The sequence below is a fragment of the Clavibacter sp. CT19 genome (assembly GCF_027858075.1).
GTDB classification, from domain to species: domain Bacteria; phylum Actinomycetota; class Actinomycetes; order Actinomycetales; family Microbacteriaceae; genus Clavibacter; species Clavibacter tessellarius_A.
On the sequence record NZ_JAQHYR010000005.1, the window covers coordinates 81,067 to 98,792 of the forward strand.

A 17,726-nucleotide genomic window follows, 5' to 3' on the forward strand; every position below is an offset into this window, starting at 1 on the left:
ACGCGGTGCGCGGCGGCCTCCCCGTCGCCTACGACCGGCCGTGCTCCACGTCGAGCTCGACGCGATCGGCCGCGAACCGCGTCACGTTGAGGAGCAGCGGCGTGCCGTCCGGCAGCGTGTTGAGCGCGCGGACCACGAGCACGACCGCGCCGGACGCGAGCCGCAGCTCCGCGGACTCGGCGGCCGTCGCGAGCCGGCCGGTCACGGTGGTGGTGGCGCGCAGGTAGTCGTCGACGCCGACGGCGCGCAGGGCGTTCGTCATCGACCCGTCGGGCCCGTAGCGGTCGACGATGCCGGGCACGAGCTCGTCCACGAGCCACGAGGTGCCGCGGACGACCGGGCGGCCCTCGACGAGCCGCAGCGTCTCGAGGCGGAGGGCGGGGCGACCGGCGAGGGCGAGGCGCTCGGCGACGTCGGCGGGCGGATCCTCCACGGCCCACTCGAGCAGCTCGCCCGTGGACGCGGAGCCGCGGCCGCCCAGGCTGTCGCTGAGCCGCGTGCGGAGGCCGATGCGGTGGACGATCACGTCGTGCGCGGTCACGAACGTGCCGCTGCCCCGCCGCGAGACGACGAGCCCGTCGGCCGCGAGGGCCGCGACGGCCTGCCGCACGGTGTGGCGGTGCACCTCGAAGCGCTCGGCGAGCTCGCTCTCCGACGCGAGCTTCGCGCCGGCCGGCACCACGCCCTGCATGATCTCGGCGCGCAGCTCCTCCGCGATGAGCCGCCAGGCGGAGTACCCGCTCGTGGATCTGCTCTGGGTGGCCATGTCCTCTCGATGCTAGCGGGGGCGCGTGGCCCCGGATCGGCGCGCCGACGCGGATCCGGACCGCCGGGCTCTCCGCCGCCGCCCGCGTTCCCCACTGTTCACCTGCCCGCGACCGGCTCGTCGCGCGGGCGCGCGCTCCCGCTCCCCCTCCGCCGCTAGGGTCCACTTATCTAGATGAGCAGACAACTTGGAGGGATCGCGGCCATGACGACGACCACGACCAGCACGACCGCACGGGAGGACGCCGCCGCCCGCCAACGCTGGATGCGCGTCCTCTCGGCCGCCGACGTGGGAGCGCTCGACGCCGCGTGGACCGCGTGGGAGCCCAAGCCCGAGGTCCAGCACATCCGCGGCCCGGAGGCCGGGCTCGTCATGGTCCGCGGCCGCGTCGACGCCGGGGGCGCGCGCTTCAACCTCGGCGAGGCCACGGTCACGCGCGCCACCCTGCGGCTGCACGGGCCCGCGATGGCGGCGGATGCCCTCGGCAGCTCCTATGTCCTCGGATCCGACCTCGAGCACGCCCGCCTCGCCGCCCTCTTCGACGGGATGCTCCTCGACGCCGGGCTGCACGACCGCGTGCTCGCGGAGGTCGTCGCGCCGCTCGAGCGCGAGCGGGCGGAGGCGGACGCGAGGCGCGCCGCCGAGGCCCGCAGCACGCTCGTGGACTTCTTCACGGTCGCCCGGGAGCACGCGTGAGCGCCGTGGCGGGCCGCGCACCCGGGACTGCCGCGCCCGGCATCCCGGCGCCCGGCATCCCCGCTCCGGGCTTCGCCGACGCGACCCGCGGCGCGCAGGCCGCCTTCCGCGCGCTCCTCGACGCGCTCGCGCACCCGACCAGGATCCACCCGCTCACCGGACCCGCCGAGGCGCCCGCCGGCCTCGGCCCGGGACTCGGTGCCGTCGCCCTCACCGTGCTCGACGAGGAGTCCGCGCTGTGGCTCGACCCGCGGCGCACGGCCGACGCCGAGGTCACGTCCTGGCTCACGTTCCACACGGGCGTGCGGATCGTCGCCGACCCCGCCGACGCCGCCTTCGTCCTCGCCGACCCGGCGTCGCTGCCCCCGCTCGCGGAGCTGGCCGCCGGCACCGACGAGGAGCCGCACCGCTCCGCGACCGTCCTCCTCGACGTGCGCGGCGCCGCGGGCTCCCTCCGCATCCGCGCCGAGGGCCCCGGGATCGACGGGCACGCCGTCGCCGACGCCCCCTGGGCCGACGACGCGTTCCTCGACGCCTGGCGGGCGAACGGCGCCTGCTTCCCGCGCGGCATCGACCTGCTCCTCGTCGATGCGGGATCCGTCGCCGGGCTCCCCCGCACCACCCGCCTCCGGGCGGCCGAGCCCCGATCGGAGGCCTGACATGTACGTCGCCGTCAAGGGCGGGGAGCGGGCCATCGCCGCCGCGCACGCCCTGCTCGCCCAGGAGGGCCGGGGCGCTCCCGGATCCCGTCCGCTCGAGGCCGGGCAGGTCGCCGGCCAGCTCGGCGTCCTCGTCTCCCGCGTGATGACCGAGGGCTCGCTGCACGATCCCGAGCTCGCCGCCCGCGCCCTCCTCCAGGCCCAGGGCGACGTGCTGGAGGCGGTCACCCTGCTGCGCTCCTACCGCACGACGCTGCCGCGCTTCGGCTACACGCTGCCGGTGGACACCGCCGGTCTCCCGCCGCAGCGCCGCGTGTCCGCCACCTTCAAGGACCTGCCGGGCGGCCAGCAGCTCGGCGCCACCTTCGACTACACGCACCGCCTGTTCTCGGACGCCGAGCCCGCCGACGTCTCGACGCGCGCGGAGGACGCGGGCGCGGGCGCGGGCGCGGGCGCGGGCGCGGGCGCCACGATGCCGCGCGTCGCCGACCTGCTCGGCGCCACCTCGCTCATCGAGCCCGACTCCCACCCCGGCCAGGACGACGAGGAGCCCGCCGACATCACGCGCGAGCCCACCGTGTACCCGATGACGCGCGCCGAGCGCCTGCAGGCCCTGGCCCGCGGCGACGAGGGGTTCCTCCTCGGCCTCGGCTACTCGACCCAGCGCGGCTTCGGCACGACCCACCCGTTCGCGGGCGAGATTCGCGTGGGCGAGGTGGAGGTGGAGCTCGACGCGCCGGAGCTCGGATTCGCGGTGCCGCTCGGGCGCATCGAGGTCACGGAGTGCCAGATGGTCAACCAGTTCACGGGCAGCGCCGACCAGCCGGCACGGTTCACGCGCGGCTACGGCCTCGCCTTCGGGCGGAGCGAGCGGAAGGCCATGTCGATGGCGCTCGTCGACCGCGCGCTCCGGGCCGACGAGCTCGGCGAGCGCGCGACCGCCCCCGCGCAGGACGAGGAGTTCGTGATCAGCCACTGCGACAACGTGCAGGCGACGGGCTTCGTCGAGCACCTGAAGCTGCCGCACTACGTGGACTTCCAGGCGGAGCTCGCGCTCGTGCGGCGGCTGGCGCGGGAGTGGGAGGAGCGGCACGCGGACGGCGCGGGTCCTGCGGATGCGGACGCGGCCGACGCGGACACCGTCACCGCCGCAACCGCCGCCGCCGCCGTCCCGGCCGGACCGGGGGCCCGCGCATGAGCTCCTCCCTCATCGGCTACAACCTCGGCTACCTCGACGAGCAGACCAAGCGCATGATCCGCCGCGCGCTCCTCAAGGCCGTCGCGATCCCCGGGTTCCAGGTGCCGTTCGCGAGCCGCGAGGTCCCGATGCCGCGCGGCTGGGGCACGGGCGGCGTGCAGGTCACGGCCGCGATCATCGGCGAGGACGACGTGCTGAAGGTCATCGACCAGGGCGCCGACGACACCACGAACGCCGTCTCCATCCGCCAGTTCTTCGCGTCCGTCGCCGGGGCCGCCACGACCACGCGCACCGACGAGGCCACCGTGATCCAGACCCGGCACCGGATCCCCGAGACGCCGCTCGCCGACGGCCAGGTCGTCGTCTACCAGGTGCCCATGCCGGAGCCGCTGCGCTTCCTCGAGCCGCGCGAGACGGAGACCCGGCGCCTCCACGCGCTCGAGGAGTACGGGCTGATGTACGTGAAGCTCTACGAGGACATCGCGCGCTACGGCCACGTCGCCAAGACGTACGACTACCCCGTGATGGTCGACGGCCGGTACCTCATGGCGCCGTCGCCGATCCCGTCGTTCGACAACCCGAAGATGCACATGAGCCCCGCGCTCCAGCTGTTCGGCGCCGGCCGCGAGAAGCGCATCTACGCCGTGCCGCCGTTCACGCGCGTGGAGAGCCTCGGCTTCGAGGACCACCCGTTCGAGCCGCAGACGTTCGCCGACCCGTGCGCGATCTGCGGATCCACCGGCGTGTACCTCGACGAGGTCATCACCGACGACCGCGGCGCGTCCGTGTTCGTCTGCTCCGACACCGACCACTGCGAGCGCACGGCGGCCCCCGCCGACGCCGCCCGCGCCCACGACGAGGAGGCGCTCGCGTGAGCGACGACGACCGACCGCTGCTCGAGGTCCGCGGGGCCGCCCACCGCTACGGCGACCGCTACGGCTGCCGCGACGTCGACTTCGACCTCTGGCCGGGCGAGGTGCTCGCGGTCGTGGGCGAGTCCGGATCCGGGAAGTCGACCCTGCTCGGCACCCTGTCCCAGCGGCTCGCGCTCAGCGAGGGCAGCATCCGCTATCGGCTGGCCGACGGTGAGACGGTGGAGCTGGCGGACCTGTCCGAGAGCGCGGTGCGCCGGCTCTGGCGGAGCGAGTGGGGCTTCGTGCACCAGGATCCGGCCGACGGCCTGCGCATGCACGTGAGCGCGGGCGGCAACGTCGGCGAGCCGCTCATGACGAACGGGTGGCGGAACTACGGGCGGATCCGCGAGACGGCGGCCGAGTGGCTGCGGCACGTGGAGATCCCCGTCGACCGCATCGACGACCACCCGACGACGTTCTCCGGCGGCATGCGGCAGCGGCTGCAGATCGCCCGGAACCTCGTCGTCTCGCCGCGGCTCGTCTTCATGGACGAGCCGACGAGCGGCCTCGACGTCTCCGTGCAGGCCCGCCTGCTCGACCTCATCCGCGGCCTCGTGGCGGAGCTCGGCCTCGCGGTCGTCATCGTCACCCATGACCTCGCGGTCGCCCGCCTCATCTCGCACCGCACGCTCGTGATGAAGGACGGCCGCGTCATCGAGTCCGGCCTCACCGACCGGGTGCTCGACGACCCGCAGGCCGCGTACACCCAGCTGCTCGTCTCCTCGATCCTGCAAGGATGATCCGCCCCATGACCGGAAGCACCGCCGGGAGCACGCCCGGATCCGCGCCCGTCCCCGTCCCCGTCCTCACCGTCGACGGGGTCGCCAAGACCTTCACGATGCATCTGCAGGGCGGGCAGCGACTCGCCGTCCTCGACGGCCTCTCCTTCGTCGTCGGCCGCGGCGAGAGCGTCGTGCTCGGCGGCCCGTCCGGCGCCGGCAAGAGCACGGTGCTGAAGCTCGTCTACGGCAACTACCAGGCCGACCGCGGGCGGATCCTCGTGCTCGGGCCCGGCGGTGAGGTGGACATCGTGACGGCAGCACCGCGGGCCGTGCTCGCCGCGCGACGCGACGCCGTCGGCTACGTGAGCCAGTTCCTCCGCTGCGTCCCGCGCGTCGGCACGCTCGACGTGGTGGCCGAGCCGCTCGTGGAGCGCGGGGTGGATGCCGCGGAGGCCCGCGACCGCGCGGCGCGGATGCTCACGCGCCTCTCCATCCCGGAGCGGCTGTGGTCGCTGCCGCCCGCCACCTTCTCCGGCGGCGAGCAGCAGCGCGTGAACGTGGCGCGCGGGTTCCTGCCCGAGCTGCCCCTGCTCCTCCTCGACGAGCCGACCGCGTCCCTCGACGCGCGGAACCGCGACGTGGTGGTCGAGCTGATCGCCGAGAAGCGCGACGCCGGCGTCGGCATGCTCGGGATCTTCCACGACGCGGAGGTACGGGCGGCGGTCGCCGACCGGATCGTGGACGTGGAGGCGTTCGTGCCGGCGCTCGCGGAGGCGGCGCTCGAGGCGGGCGCGCTCGCGGAGGCCGCGCGATGACGCGCGTCGCGGTCTACGCGATCCCGGGCTTCGGCTCGGACGACGCCACCGGGATCCTCCTGCGGGAGCGCGCCGAGGCGTGGCTCGGCCGGTCCGTCGTGGGCGGGTCCCCGGCCCCGGCCACGGCCGCGCCCGCCGGGTGGACGCGGGCCGAGGTGGACGCGATCACGGTCGACGCCCGCCGCTACGGCTTCCACGGCACGCTCAAGGCGCCCTTCCGCCTCGCCGACGGGCGCGACCTCGCGGAGCTCGACGCCGCGGTGGCCGGCCTCGCGGGCGCCCGGGACCGCGTCGCGCTGCCCGGGCTCCGGGTCGCGTCGCTCGGCGGGTTCCTCGCGCTCGTGCCGACCGGTCCCACGCCGACGCTGGACGCGCTCGCCGCCGACGTCGTCACGGGCCTCGACGCGTTCCGCGCTCCCCCGACGGATGCGGAGACGGCCCGCCGGGATCCGGCGTCCCTCAGCCCGCGGCAGCGCGAGCTCCTCGCGACCTGGGGCTACCCGCACGTGCTCGACCGGTTCCGCTTCCACCTGACCCTCACCGACCGGATCCCGCCCGCCGCGCGCCCCCGCGTCGAGGCGGCCCTCGCCGCCTGGTTCGCCGACGGCACGGACCGGCCGGTCGCGATCGACGCGCTCGCCGTCCTGATCGAGGACGCGCCCGGCGCGCCCTTCCGCCTGCACGCGGTGCACCCGCTGCGCACCCCGCTCGCTCCCCGCCCCCCCCGCCCCCCCCCCCCCCCCCCCCCCCCCCCCCCCCCCCGCCCCGGCGCCCGACCCCGAAGGACCCCGATGAGCCGCGAGACCGTCCTGCGCAACGCCCGCATCGTCCTCGACGACGAGGTGCTGCACGGATCCGTCCTGATCCGCGACGGCCTCGTCGCCGACGTCTCCCCCGGCACCGCCGGCGCGGTCGGCGCGGCCGGCGGCACCGGCGACGACCTCGACGGCGACCTGCTCATCCCCGGCCTCGTCGAGCTGCACACCGACCACCTCGAGTCGCACGCGCAGCCCCGGCCGGGCACGCGCTGGGATCCGGTGCCCGCCGTCCTCGCGCACGACGCCCAGCTGAGCGGCGCCGGCGTCACGACGGTCTTCGACGCGATCCGCATCGGCACCCTCGAAGGTCGCGACGACGCCACGCACCTGTCCCTCTCGCTCGCGGAGGCGATCGAGCACGCGGGGACCGCCGGGCTGCTGCGCGCGGAGCACCTCATCCACCTGCGCTGCGAGGTCGCGGCGCCGGACACGGCCGCCGAGTTCCGCGAGTTCGACCGCATCGCGTCCGTCCGCCTGGCCTCGCTCATGGACCACACGCCCGGGCAGCGCCAGTACGCGGACGTCGAGGCGTTCACGAAGTACATGGTGGGCCGGGGACGCGTGTCGGCGGCCGGGATCGGCGCGCTGATGGAGGAGCTGCAGGCCGTCGCCGCCGAGCACTCGACGCCCAACCGCGTGGCCATCGCCGAGCTCGCCACCGCGCGCGGGGTGACGCTCGCGGCCCACGACGACGCCACCGTCGCGCACGTCGAGGAGTCCGCGGCGCTCGGCGTGCGCATCTCCGAGTTCCCGACGACCGTGGTCGCCGCCCGCGCCGCGCGCGAGCACGGGCAGCTGATCGTGATGGGCGCGCCGAACATCGTGCGCGGCGGCAGCCAGTCGGGCAACGTGGCGGCGACCGAGCTGCTCGCGCTCGGGCTGCTCGACGTGCTGTCCTCCGACTACGTGCCCGCGAGCCCGCTGCAGGCCGTCGTGCAGCTCGACGCCGACGGGATCCTGCCCCTCACGCGCGGCGTCCGGCTCGTCAGCGGCGACCCGGCGCGGGCCGTCGGCCTCGACGACCGCGGGGCGATCCGCGTGGGCGCGCGCGCCGACCTCGTGCGCGTGCACCGCCACGTCACCCCCGCGAGCGAGCGGCACCCCGGCGGGCGGACCGTGCCCGTCGTCCGGAGCGTGTTCCTCCGGGGAGCGCGGGTGTCGTGAGCGACGCCTCCGCCCGCATCCCCCTCGGCCCCGGACCGTTCGTCGCCGTCGTCGGCGCGAGCGGCGTCGGCAAGGACGCGCTGCTCGCCGCCGCCCGCGCGCGGAGCGGACCGGACGCGCACTTCCCCCGCCGCGCGATCACCCGCCCGCCCGGGCCCGGCGAGGACTTCGACGCCGTGGGCGTCGAGGAGTTCGCCGCGGCCGCCGCGCGCGGCGAGTACGCCGTGACCTGGCGCGCGCACGGCCTCTCCTACGGGATCCCCGCCACGGCCGACGACGCCGTCCGCGCGGGCGCCGCCGTGGTGGCGAACGTCTCCCGCAGCATGCTCGACGTGCTCCAGGCGCGCTACGCCCGGCTGGTCGTGGTGCGGATCACGGTGGCCGAGGACGTGCGCGCCGCCCGGCTCCGGGAGCGCGGCCGCGAGCCCGACGACGACATCGCCCGGCGCCTCGCCCGCCGGGATCCCGCGCCCGACCGGGTGGCCGACCACGAGGTGCGGAACCACGGCACGGTCGCCGAGGGCGGCGAGGCCCTGCTCCGCGCGATCCGGGCGGCCCGCGCGTCCGCCCTGGCCGCCTCCGCGCTCCCCGACTCCCCCGTGATCCGCCCCCTCGACCCCGCGCCCCGCGGAGGAACGGAGACCCCATGACCGCGAAGCTCACCGAGGAGCCCGTGATCGGCCCCGACGTCGCCATGACCGGCGGCGAGCTCGGCCGCTGGACGGAGATCGGCGCGAGCACGCGCCTGCTCGACACCGTGATCGGCGACTACAGCTACTGCGACCGGCTGTGCGACTTCGCGCACGTCGACGTGGGCCGCTTCGCGAACATCGCGAGCGCGGTGCGGATCGGCGCCACCGACCACCCGCTCGACCGGGCCACGCTGCACCACTTCATGTACCGCAGCACCATGTACTGGGACGACGTGGAGGACGACGCCGAGTTCTTCGCGCACCGTCGCTCCCGCCGCACCTCCATCGGGCACGACACGTGGATCGGGCACGGCGCCATGATCAAGCCGGGCGTGCGCGTCGGGGACGGCGCGGTCGTGGCGTCCGGCGCCGTCGTCACGCGCGACGTGCCGGACTACGCCATCGTCGCGGGCGTACCCGCCACGGTGATCCGCTATCGCCAGCCGCCGGAGATCGCCGCGCGCCTGCAGCGGCTCGCCTGGTGGGACTGGGACCACGCGACCCTCCGCGCCCGGCTCGCCGACTTCCGGGCCCTGCCGACGGAGGCGTTCCTGGAGCGGCACGAGGGCTGACGCGTCGCGGCGGGCGCGGGCTCAGCCGGGCCCGTCGCTCGCCGCCGCCAGCAGCGGCACGAGCACGGCGCCGATGGGCACCGGCAGGCCGTGCGCCCGGCCCCGTCGGAGGACGACCCCGTTGCGCGCCTGCCACTCGAGCGGTCGTCCGGCGTCCCGGTCCGCGAGGATCGAGGTGCCCTGGTCGGCGGGCGCCTGGGCGAAGTCGTCGACGATCCGGTCGGCCACCCCGTCGTCGAGGTGGGCGCCCTCCGCGCGCGCGACCTCCAGGCACTCCCGCGCGTAGGCCCGGGCGAGCGTCGCGACGTCGTCCCGCCGGAACACGCCGGCCCGCCGTCCGGTGGCGGCCATGATCCCCGCGACCGCGTTCTGCACGAGCTTCCGCCAGGCGGCCGTGGTGAAGTCGGCCGCCAGGTCGACCCGGCACCGGCTGCCCGCGAGCGCCTCGACGGCGACGCGGGATGCCGGCACGTCGGGCAACGTGAGGCGCGGGGTGCCGCGGAGCAGCACGGATCCGTCCGCCTGCGCCTCCGCGGGGAACCACACCACCGCGGGCACCACCGGGCAGCCCGGGACGTGCGGCGCGACGTCCGCCACCTGCTCGACCCCGTTCTGCAGCACGACGACCACCGTGCCCGCGTGGCAGAGCGCCCGGAGCCACGGCGCCGCCGCCTCGATCTGCGTGGCCTTCACCGCGAGGAGCACGAGGTCGACGGGCGCGGTGACGCCGGCCGGATCCGTGCGCACGGGCCCCGGCACCACGATCGTCGTCCCGTCCGGCGTGCGCAGCTCGAGCCGCTCGCGCGCCGTCCGACCGCAGAGGAGCACGGGCACCCCCGCCTCGTGCAGCGCGGCGGCGACGGACGTGCCGATCGCGCCCGGGCCGACCACGGCGACGGCGGGCCGGACGGGCGTCACCGGAAGACGCGGCGCAGCCAGGCGGCGAGCGCCTCGACCGCGAGCACGCTCACGAACACCATCGCGACGAGCGTCGTCACCTGCCCGTGCAGCGTCATCACGGAGGAGGCGTTCGTCAGGTGGAACCCGATCCCGCTGCCGCCGACGATGCCGAGGATCGTGGCCGCCCGGATGTTCGTGTCCACGAGGTAGAGCGAGTTGCCGACGAGCGACGGCAGCCCCTGCGGCCAGGTGGCCGACAGGAAGCGCTGCCCCCGGGTCGCGCCCACCGCGGTGAGGGCGCGCTCGGGACCGGCGCCCACCTCCTCGAAGGAGTCGGCGATGAGCTTGCCGAGGAGCCCCACGCCGCCGAACGCCAGCGCCACGACGCCGGCCTGGTTGCCGAGCCCCGTGATCATGATGAGCAGGATCGCGAGCACCAGCTCGGGCACCCCGCGGAACACGACGAGCACGCCGCGCGCCGCGTTCCGCACGGCGGGGCTCGGCGCCACGTTGCGGGCGGCGAGGGATCCGACGACGAGCGCGAGCACGACCGAGAGCAGCGCCGCGGCGAACGCCACCTGGATCGTCACCAGCAGCGCCTCGGCGAACTCGCCGAACGTGTGCGATCCGGTGCTCGGCGGCCAGAAGCTCTGGAGGGTGGGGACGACGTACTCCCACGTGACCTGGCCGAGGTCGATGTCGGCCATGAGGTAGCCGCCGACCACGACCACCACGGCGAGCGCCGACCACGCCGCCGTGCGCACCCGGTCGGCCGTCCACGGCCGCCGCTGCATCGACTCGACGGTCACGGCGCGCGCGGTGCCGGCGCTCCCGGCGCGGTCGGGCAGGGCGCGGTCGCGCGTGAGGCGCCGCACGATCCGGTCGCCCAGCCCGCGCCCGGCGGGCCGCACGCCCAGCGCGCTCCGGCGGATGGACGACGACACGACCTCCAGCAGCACGCACAGCGCGAAGATGACGAGCGCGATGCCGATCCCGCGGCCGTAGCCCTCCGGGAACTGGCCGAACGCGACCTTCATCGCGTAGCCGAGCCCGCCCACGCCGGCGTAGCCGAGGATCGCGGAGCCGCGGAGGTTGATGTCGAAGCGGTGCAGCACCGTGGCGATCCACGACGGCAGCACCTGCGGGAACACGCCCGCCCAGAACTCCTGCGCGCGCGTGCCGCCCGTGGTGCGGATGGCGCGCTGCGGGCCCTCGTCGACCTGCTCGATGGCGTCGGCGAAGAGCTTCGAGATCATGCCGATCGAGTGGATCCCGATGGCGAGGATGCCGGGCAGCGGGCTCCCCAATGCGAACGCCAGCGCGAACGCCAGCGCGAGCACCACGTCGGGGATCGCGCGCGTCACCACGCCGATCGCGCGGCCGACGACGCGCAGCCACGGCGCCGGGGTGGTGTTGCGCGCCGACGCGTAGGCGACCGGCACGGAGACGAGCGCGGCGACGAGCGTGCCGAGCACGACGATCCCGAGCGTCAGCCCGATGAGGTACGCGAGGTCCCCTGCCGGCGGGAAGCTGATCGGGTCCATGCGCGAGAAGACCTTGACGGCGTTGGCGACGCTGCGGAGGACGTTCGACCAGGTGAAGTCGAGCGTCGTCAGCGCGTGGATCGCGAACGCGACCAGGGCGAGCACCACGACCAGCGCGAGCGCCTTCTGCCGGTCGGGCCGCCGTCGCGGGGCGCGCTCCTCGACGTCCGGGCGGACGCCGGGCGGCGCCTGACCCGGGCGCTCGGCGACCGCGGTCACCGGCTGCCGTCCGCGCGCACCCCGACGGGCTCGTCGAGCGGCATCACGTCTCCGAGCTCGGTCGCGATCGCGGCCAGCGCGGAGGTCGTGGACGCCACGCGCCCGTAGATCTCCATCACCTGCGCCTTGCCGATGCCGCGCGTGGGGGTGTCGAGCACGACCTCGCCGTGGCGGAGCCCGACGATGCGGTCGCCCCAGCCGAGCGCGAGGTCCACCTGGTGCAGGCTGCACACCACCGTGAGGCCGTCGTCGGCGGCGATCTCGCGGATGAGGCGCATCACCTGCTCGCTGGACTCGGGATCGAGGCTCGCGACGGGCTCGTCGGCGAGCAGGATCTCGGGCCGCTGCATGAGCGCCCGCGCGATGGCGACGCGCTGCTGCTGCCCGCCGGACAGCCGGTCGGCCCGCTCGTAGGCCTTCTCGAGCAGGCCCACGCGGTCGAGGTGGCCGAGCGCCTCGGTGCGCGCGGCGCGGGGGTAGGTCCAGATGCCGAGGCGCGGCCCGCGGAGGCGGCCGAGCGCGCCGGTGAGCACGTTCTCGAGCACCGTGAGCGAGGGCACGAGCTCGAACTGCTGGAAGATCATCGCGACCCGGCCGCGGAGGGCGCGGAGGTCCTGCCGGCCGAGGGCGGCGACGTCCTGGTCGAAGACGCGGACGCTGCCGGCGGTCGGCAGCTCGAGGCCGTCCAGGTGCCGGAGGAGGGTCGACTTGCCCGAGCCGGACAGGCCGAGGAGCACGACGACCTCCCCGCGCTCGACCGTCAGGTCGACATCGTGGAGCGCCCGCGTGCCGCCGAAGTCCTTGGTGACCGCGGAGACGGAGATGAGCGGGGAGGTCGTCGTGCCGGTCATGGTCGATTCAGTCCGTCCGCGTCACTTCGCGCACTTGGCGGCGGCGATGGAGTCGCAGAGCTCCGCGATGCCCGAGTAGTACGAGACGTCCTCCGGCTGGGCGCCGAAGTAGCCCTTCGCGAAGCCGTCGGTCATCGGCACGCCGGAGGCCTTGATCGCGTCGATCGTGGCGCCCTGGAGCGCCGTGGTGAGCTTCGCCTTCACGTCGGCGGGCAGCGCCGAGGAGATGGAGAGCGGCCCGCCGGGCACGTACTCCTTGCCGACGACGGTCAGCTTCCCGGCGGCCGCCTCGGGCTCGACGATCGAGTCCTCGGCGAACCCGACGTCGCACTGGCCGGACGCGACCGCCTGCGCGGACTTGTCGTGGGCACCCGCGAAGTAGGGCGTGAAGTCCGCGAACTGCGGGTTGCCGTTGGCGTCGGCGCCCGTGCTCGTGACGTCGAGGCCGGCCTTCTGCAGCTGCTTGAGGCCGAAGAGGAAGCCGGAGGTCGAGTTCGGGTCGACGAAGCACACGGTCTTGCCCTTGGCACCCGAGAGATCGGTGATGGAGGAGCCCTTCGGCACGATCGCCTCGGAGTAGTAGCCGGGGTCCGTGACGCTCTTCGAGGTGAGCATCGCGGCGACCGGCTCGATCTCGGCGCCCTTGTTCGAGGCCATGACGTACTGCAGGGCGCCCGAGCTCATCATGTCGATCTTGCCGGCGACGGCGGCCGCGATGAGCGCGGTGTAGTCGGCGGTGGGGTAGTACTCGACCTTGAGGCCGGTCTCCTTGGCGATGTAGTCCTCGAGCGGCTTGTTGTTCGAGTCGGAGCCGGCCTGGTCGGGCGTGGCGCCGAAGACGAGGGTGCCCTCGGACTTGGCCCAGGTGCCCGACGAGTCGGCGGGTCCGGACGAGTCGGAGCCGCCGGCGGAGCAGCCGGTGAGCGCGAGGGCGGCGACGAGGGCGGAGGCCGCGAGGGCTCCGACGCGGGTGCGGGGGGACAGGGACATGGACGTGCCTCTCGAGTCGGGACCCGCGGGCGGAGATGGGGGAGGCCACGGGTCGGAGCCGACTCTAGGAACACGCGAGGGGAGCGGCGTGCCGCTCAGGTGGCGCGACCGTGAACGTGTCCGGAAGAGCAGACATCTCCTCCGGAGCGCGCACCCTCAGCCCATGTCGGAGCCCAGCTCCACCTCCGTGAAGATCGAGCCGAGCAGCACGCCCGCGGGCGGCGCGGTGTCCGCGCCGAGCTCCGGGAAGCGGTGGGCGAAGACCTCGGCGTCGTCCTCGGGGTGGTAGCCGATCGCCTCGCCCGCGGCGAGCGAGACCCAGCGGCGCGTGTTCCGCGAGACGCCCCACACGATCCGGTGGCCGGGCTCGTCGAGGTGCAGCACCGCCTCCACGAGCCGCACGGCGTCGGCCGCGGAGAGCCAGGTGGAGATGCTGCGTGCCTGCGACGGCTCGGGCTCGGCCGTCATGATCCGCACGCTCACCACGATGTGCCCGTGCCGGTCGGCGTAGAGGCCGCCGAGCCCCTCGAGCAGCACCTTGCTCAGGCCGTAGAAGGTGTCGGGTCGGGGCGCGGGCACGTCCTCGCGCGCGGCCTCGGTCGCGGGTAGGAAGCCGACCGCGTGGATGGAGCTGGCCGCGAGGATCCGCGGCACCCCCGCCCGCACCACCGCCTCGTGCACGGCGTGCGCGCCGTCGTTGTTCACGGCCTGGATCGCCTCCCACGGCCGCTCGGCCGCGTGCGCCGCGAGGTGCACCACGAGGTCGGATCCGCGGAACGCCTCCGTGCACGCGTCGACGTCGGTCGTGTCGACGATCGCCGACGTCTCCCCGTCGGCGAGCGGCGTCGGCGGCGCCACCACGTCGAGCAGCCGCAGCTCGTGCCCGGCCGCGAGGAGGAGCGGGCGGATGCTCGTGGCGATGCGCCCGGATCCTCCCGTGATCGTGATCGTGGCCATGTCGGATCCCCTCGTCGTCGACGCGTCGGCCGCCGCGGCCGTCCCCCCATCCTGGCGGGAGGCCGGCCGCGCGGGGAGGGCGGCGTCACTTCTCCGCGCCGGCCACCATCCCCTTGATGAAGAACCGCTGGAGGAAGAGGTACGCCACGAGCACGGGCACCACGGCCATGAGCGAGGCCGCCGCGGCCGCCCCGAGGTCGCTGCTCTGCTGCCCGAAGAACGCCGCGATGGCGGGCGCGATGGTCCGCACCGCCGGGTCGGTGAGCAGGTAGCCGGAGAGCGCGAACTCGTTCCACACGGCGACGCTCGTGAGGATCACCACGGTCGCCGTCACCGGCTTCAGCAGCGGCAGCACCACCCGCAGGAACACCTGCAGCGTGGAGGCCCCGTCGAGCGCGGCGGCCTCCTCGAGCGACTCCGGGATCGACCGGATGAACGCGCTGTAGAGGAAGATCGCGAGCGGCAGCTGCGTGGTCACCATCACGAGGATCACGCCCCAGTAGGTGTTCGTCGCGCCGAGCTGCGTGAGGAACGAGTACAGCGGCACGAGGATGCTGAGCGGCGGCACCATGATCAGCGCCACGATGCACGCGAACACCAGCCGGTTGAGCGCGGTCGCGCGGCGGGCGAGCGGGTAGGCGGCGAGCGCCCCCAGCACGCACGTGATGGCCGTGGACGCCACGGTCACGATCGCGCTGTTGCCGATGGCGCGGAGGATGCCGCCGTCGCGGGCCGCCGTGACGAACGCGTCGCCCGTCAGCCGGTCGAGCGGGAGCGCGAGCTGCGCGGCCGGATCCCCGGGCGAGCGGAGGGCCGTGGTGACGGCGATCCAGAACGGCAGCAGCTGCACCGCGCACATGAGCGCGAGCGCCGTGCCGAGCGCGACCGTCGCGAGGCGCTGGCGCGGGGTGCGGCTGCCGGCCGTGCGGGAGCGGGCGGCGTCGCGCGGCGCCTCCGCCGCGTCGTCCGGCTCGGGGATCCGGGCGGGTGCGTCCGGCCGGGTGGTGTCGAGGGCGGTCATGTCATGCCTCCAGTCGGCGGCGGTTGAGGACGGTGTTGAGCACCAGCGTGAAGACGACGATCACGGCGAACAGGGCGACGCCCATCGCGGACGCGTAGCCCGCGCTCTGGTTGTCGAAGTACGCCTTGCCGATGAGGGTCGACACCGAGTTGGTGGAGTAGCCGGGCCCGCCGCCGGTGAGCACCTGGATCACGTCGAAGAGCTTCAGTCCGCCGATGAGGTTGAGCACGATGCTCGTCGCGAACGCGGGCTGCAGCAGCGGCAGCGTCACGTGCACGAAGCGCTTCCACCCGCCGGCCCCGTCGAGCATCGCGGCCTCGTGGTACATCGCGGGGATGGACTGCAGGCCGGCCAGGTAGATGATCATCGAGACCCCGACGAACTGCAGCGAGTTGACGAGCACGACGATGGCGACCGAGGTTCCCGCGTCGGAGAGCCACGCCTGCCGCTCCCCGCCGAACGCGAGGACCACGTCGTTGAGCGTGCCCTCGTTGTACTGGAAGAGCAGGTAGTACATCGTGCCCATGATCACGGGCGAGACGAGCACGGGCAGGTAGATGATCGCGCGCATCGCCATGCGCCCCCGGATCGCCTGGTCGAGCGCGAGCGCCAGCCCGAGGCCCAGCACCTGCTGCACGATGGTGGATCCGAACCCGTAGGCGAACGTGTTGAGGAGCGAGCTGCGGAACACGTCGTCGGTGAGGAGGCGCGCGTAGTTGTCGAGGCCCGTGAAGGTCATGGTCGGCGAGTAGCCGTCCCAGTTCTGGAACGAGAGCATCACGCCGCGCACGAGCGGGTAGGCGGTGAACGCGCCGAGCAGCACGACCGCGGGCAGGTACATGAGGTTGATGCCCGGACGGGTGGCCGACCCGCCGGCCCGGCGCCTGCGCACCGGGCCCGCGGATCGCCGGCGCCCGAGCGGCGGCACGACGGGGGTGGTCGCCATCGGGCGCTACTTCCCCTGGCCGTGGAGGCTGGTGAAGTCCTGCTCCACCTGCACCACGGCCTTCGGGACGTCGGACTGGCCCGTGATGACGGAGTCCGTCGTGGTCACGAGCGTGTTCCACATGCCGTTGGGCAGGTGGACGCGGTCGAAGTACGGCACGAGCGGCGTCTTGGCCTGGGTGACCCAGGCGTCGTAGCTGCCCTGGAGCGGGCCGAGGTCGCTGGCGGCGTCGGTGAGCCCGGGCGCGGACCCGCCCGCCGCCGCGAGCTCGGCGTCGTTCCCCGGCTCGGCGAGGTAGGCGAGGAACGCCTTCGCCTGGTCGAGGTGCGCGCTGGTCTTGGAGACGCCGAACGCGTTCATCTCGCCGCCGATGAGGTACGGGTCGCCCGTGGAGCTCGGCACGGGCATGAAGCCGAGCGACGCGTCGGGCGAGGTGCGGAGCGCGTTGTTCGCGACCGAGTTCTGCTGGAAGACGAACGCCGCCCGGCCGGCGCCGAGCGCCTTCGACATGTCGTCCTGCGTGGCGGAGGAGTAGTCGGGGTTCACGTAGCCGGCGTCGACCCAGCCGGCGATCCGGTCGAGCACCTTCGCGTAGGGGGCGTCGTCGAAGGTGCCGGACGAGAGGCCCTCGAGCTGGGCGTCGGTGTACTGGCCGGGCGCGATCCAGTCGACGAGGTTGCCGGCCGGGCCGTTGGCCTTGCCGCTCACCTGCACCACGGTCGTGCCCTTCGCGTGGATCCTCGCCGCCGCCGCGTCGAACGCGTCCCAGGTGGTGAGCGAGGCCGGGTCGACGCCCGCGTCGCGGAGCACGTCGGCGTTGTAGAGCACCCCGGCGATGTCGGTGTCGACCGGGAGCGCGTAGATGGCCCCCGACCCGTCGCGCATGGCCGCGTCGAGCTGCGGGTTCACCTTCGCGGCCCACGGCTCGTCCTGAAGCGGCGCGAGGAACTGGGCGTAGCGGTCACGCGACCAGCCGTGCGTCATCCAGATGTCCGGCACGTCGCGGGAGGCGAGCTTCACCTTGAGGTCCTGCTCGTACTGCGTGCTCGAGGGGATCAGGTCGATCTTCACCTCCGGGTTCGCCTGCTCGTACGCCTCGGTCAGGGTCGTGAGGGTCTTCAGCTGGTCGGTGCCCTGGGCGAAGCCGGTCTGCATCTGGATGGCGCCGTCGGAGCCGGCGCCGCCCGCGCATCCGGTGAGCAGGGCGGCGGAGGCGACCACCGTGGTGAGGAGTGCGCCGGTGCGCAGGATTCGTGACTTCATCGTCGGCCCTTCGTGGCTG

The 17,726-nt window shown here is 74.5% G+C and carries 18 protein-coding genes; 9 read left to right on the forward strand and 9 right to left on the reverse strand.

The genetic code is table 11. The annotated features are described in order from the left end of the window. Nucleotides 1–28: 28 nt before the first annotated feature. Nucleotides 29–766 (reverse strand): phosphonate metabolism transcriptional regulator PhnF, encoded by a 738-nt coding sequence (phnF, locus tag PED38_RS07550; RefSeq protein ID WP_270980639.1) that lies wholly within the window; start codon nt 764–766, stop codon nt 29–31. Nucleotides 767–970: 204 nt separating this feature from the next. On the opposite strand from phnF, the gene phnG reads away from it, so the two are divergent. The 9 genes from phnG to PED38_RS07595 are packed head-to-tail and all read left to right on the forward strand — an operon-like array spanning nt 971 to nt 9,016. Next, the gene (gene phnG / locus PED38_RS07555; RefSeq protein ID WP_063070427.1) at nt 971–1,462 is read left to right on the forward strand and encodes a phosphonate C-P lyase system protein PhnG; all 492 of its coding nucleotides are present in this window, start codon (nt 971–973) and stop codon (nt 1,460–1,462) included. Further along, nucleotides 1,459–2,121, forward strand: a complete 663-nt coding sequence (gene phnH / locus PED38_RS07560; RefSeq protein WP_063070428.1) for a phosphonate C-P lyase system protein PhnH — start codon at nt 1,459–1,461, stop codon at nt 2,119–2,121. The genes phnG and phnH overlap by 4 nt, the downstream gene beginning before the upstream one ends. A gap of 1 nt (nt 2,122) precedes the next feature. Continuing rightward, a complete protein-coding gene (locus PED38_RS07565) occupies nt 2,123–3,319 on the forward strand; it encodes a carbon-phosphorus lyase complex subunit PhnI (protein WP_270980641.1) in 1,197 nt (398 codons plus the stop codon). Then, nucleotides 3,316–4,194, forward strand: coding sequence for an alpha-D-ribose 1-methylphosphonate 5-phosphate C-P-lyase PhnJ (locus PED38_RS07570; RefSeq protein WP_270980642.1), 879 nt, complete (start codon nt 3,316–3,318; stop codon nt 4,192–4,194). The genes PED38_RS07565 and PED38_RS07570 overlap by 4 nt, the downstream gene beginning before the upstream one ends. Further along, complete coding sequence (phnK, locus tag PED38_RS07575) at nt 4,191–4,973, forward strand: phosphonate C-P lyase system protein PhnK (RefSeq protein WP_063070431.1); 783 nt, start codon at nt 4,191–4,193, stop codon at nt 4,971–4,973. The genes PED38_RS07570 and phnK overlap by 4 nt, the downstream gene beginning before the upstream one ends. Before the next feature lie 8 nt (nt 4,974–4,981). After that, nucleotides 4,982–5,770 (forward strand): phosphonate C-P lyase system protein PhnL, encoded by a 789-nt coding sequence (gene phnL, locus PED38_RS07580; protein ID WP_270980643.1) that lies wholly within the window; start codon nt 4,982–4,984, stop codon nt 5,768–5,770. Further along, the gene (locus tag PED38_RS07585) at nt 5,767–7,752 is read left to right on the forward strand and encodes an alpha-D-ribose 1-methylphosphonate 5-triphosphate diphosphatase (RefSeq protein ID WP_270980645.1); all 1,986 of its coding nucleotides are present in this window, start codon (nt 5,767–5,769) and stop codon (nt 7,750–7,752) included. Before phnL ends, PED38_RS07585 begins: the two co-directional genes overlap by 4 nt. Beyond that, entirely contained in the window at nt 7,749–8,402 is a 654-nt protein-coding gene (gene phnN, locus PED38_RS07590; protein ID WP_270980646.1) for a phosphonate metabolism protein/1,5-bisphosphokinase (PRPP-forming) PhnN, read from the forward strand. The genes PED38_RS07585 and phnN overlap by 4 nt, the downstream gene beginning before the upstream one ends. Beyond that, nucleotides 8,399–9,016 carry a DapH/DapD/GlmU-related protein gene (locus PED38_RS07595; protein ID WP_270980649.1) on the forward strand — a complete coding sequence of 206 codons (618 nt, stop codon included), beginning with the start codon at nt 8,399–8,401 and terminating at the stop codon, nt 9,014–9,016. Before phnN ends, PED38_RS07595 begins: the two co-directional genes overlap by 4 nt. A 21-nt stretch (nt 9,017–9,037) precedes the next feature. On the opposite strand, the gene PED38_RS07600 is transcribed toward PED38_RS07595, so the two are convergent. The 8 genes from PED38_RS07600 to PED38_RS07635 form a co-directional block, all read right to left on the reverse strand. After that, on the reverse strand, nt 9,038–9,934 hold the full coding sequence (locus tag PED38_RS07600; protein ID WP_270980651.1) for an oxidoreductase: 897 nt from the start codon (nt 9,932–9,934) through the stop codon (nt 9,038–9,040). After that, complete coding sequence (locus tag PED38_RS07605; RefSeq protein ID WP_270980653.1) at nt 9,931–11,679, reverse strand: PhnE/PtxC family ABC transporter permease; 1,749 nt, start codon at nt 11,677–11,679, stop codon at nt 9,931–9,933. The genes PED38_RS07600 and PED38_RS07605 overlap by 4 nt, the downstream gene beginning before the upstream one ends. Then, nucleotides 11,676–12,530, reverse strand: coding sequence for a phosphonate ABC transporter ATP-binding protein (gene phnC, locus PED38_RS07610; RefSeq protein WP_270980655.1), 855 nt, complete (start codon nt 12,528–12,530; stop codon nt 11,676–11,678). Before phnC ends, PED38_RS07605 begins: the two co-directional genes overlap by 4 nt. A gap of 21 nt (nt 12,531–12,551) precedes the next feature. Beyond that, nucleotides 12,552–13,520, reverse strand: coding sequence for a phosphate/phosphite/phosphonate ABC transporter substrate-binding protein (locus PED38_RS07615; protein ID WP_270980657.1), 969 nt, complete (start codon nt 13,518–13,520; stop codon nt 12,552–12,554). Nucleotides 13,521–13,676: 156 nt separating this feature from the next. Then, nucleotides 13,677–14,477, reverse strand: a complete 801-nt coding sequence (locus PED38_RS07620) for an NAD-dependent epimerase/dehydratase family protein (protein ID WP_270980658.1) — start codon at nt 14,475–14,477, stop codon at nt 13,677–13,679. A gap of 85 nt (nt 14,478–14,562) precedes the next feature. After that, nucleotides 14,563–15,498 (reverse strand): carbohydrate ABC transporter permease, encoded by a 936-nt coding sequence (locus PED38_RS07625; RefSeq protein ID WP_217491898.1) that lies wholly within the window; start codon nt 15,496–15,498, stop codon nt 14,563–14,565. Nucleotide 15,499: 1 nt separating this feature from the next. Continuing rightward, nucleotides 15,500–16,444: a carbohydrate ABC transporter permease gene (locus PED38_RS07630; protein ID WP_270980659.1), complete on the reverse strand. Its 945-nt coding sequence runs from the start codon at nt 16,442–16,444 to the stop codon at nt 15,500–15,502. A gap of 6 nt (nt 16,445–16,450) precedes the next feature. After that, a complete protein-coding gene (locus PED38_RS07635) occupies nt 16,451–17,707 on the reverse strand; it encodes an ABC transporter substrate-binding protein (protein WP_270980660.1) in 1,257 nt (418 codons plus the stop codon). Between the last annotated feature and the right edge of the window lie 19 nt (nt 17,708–17,726).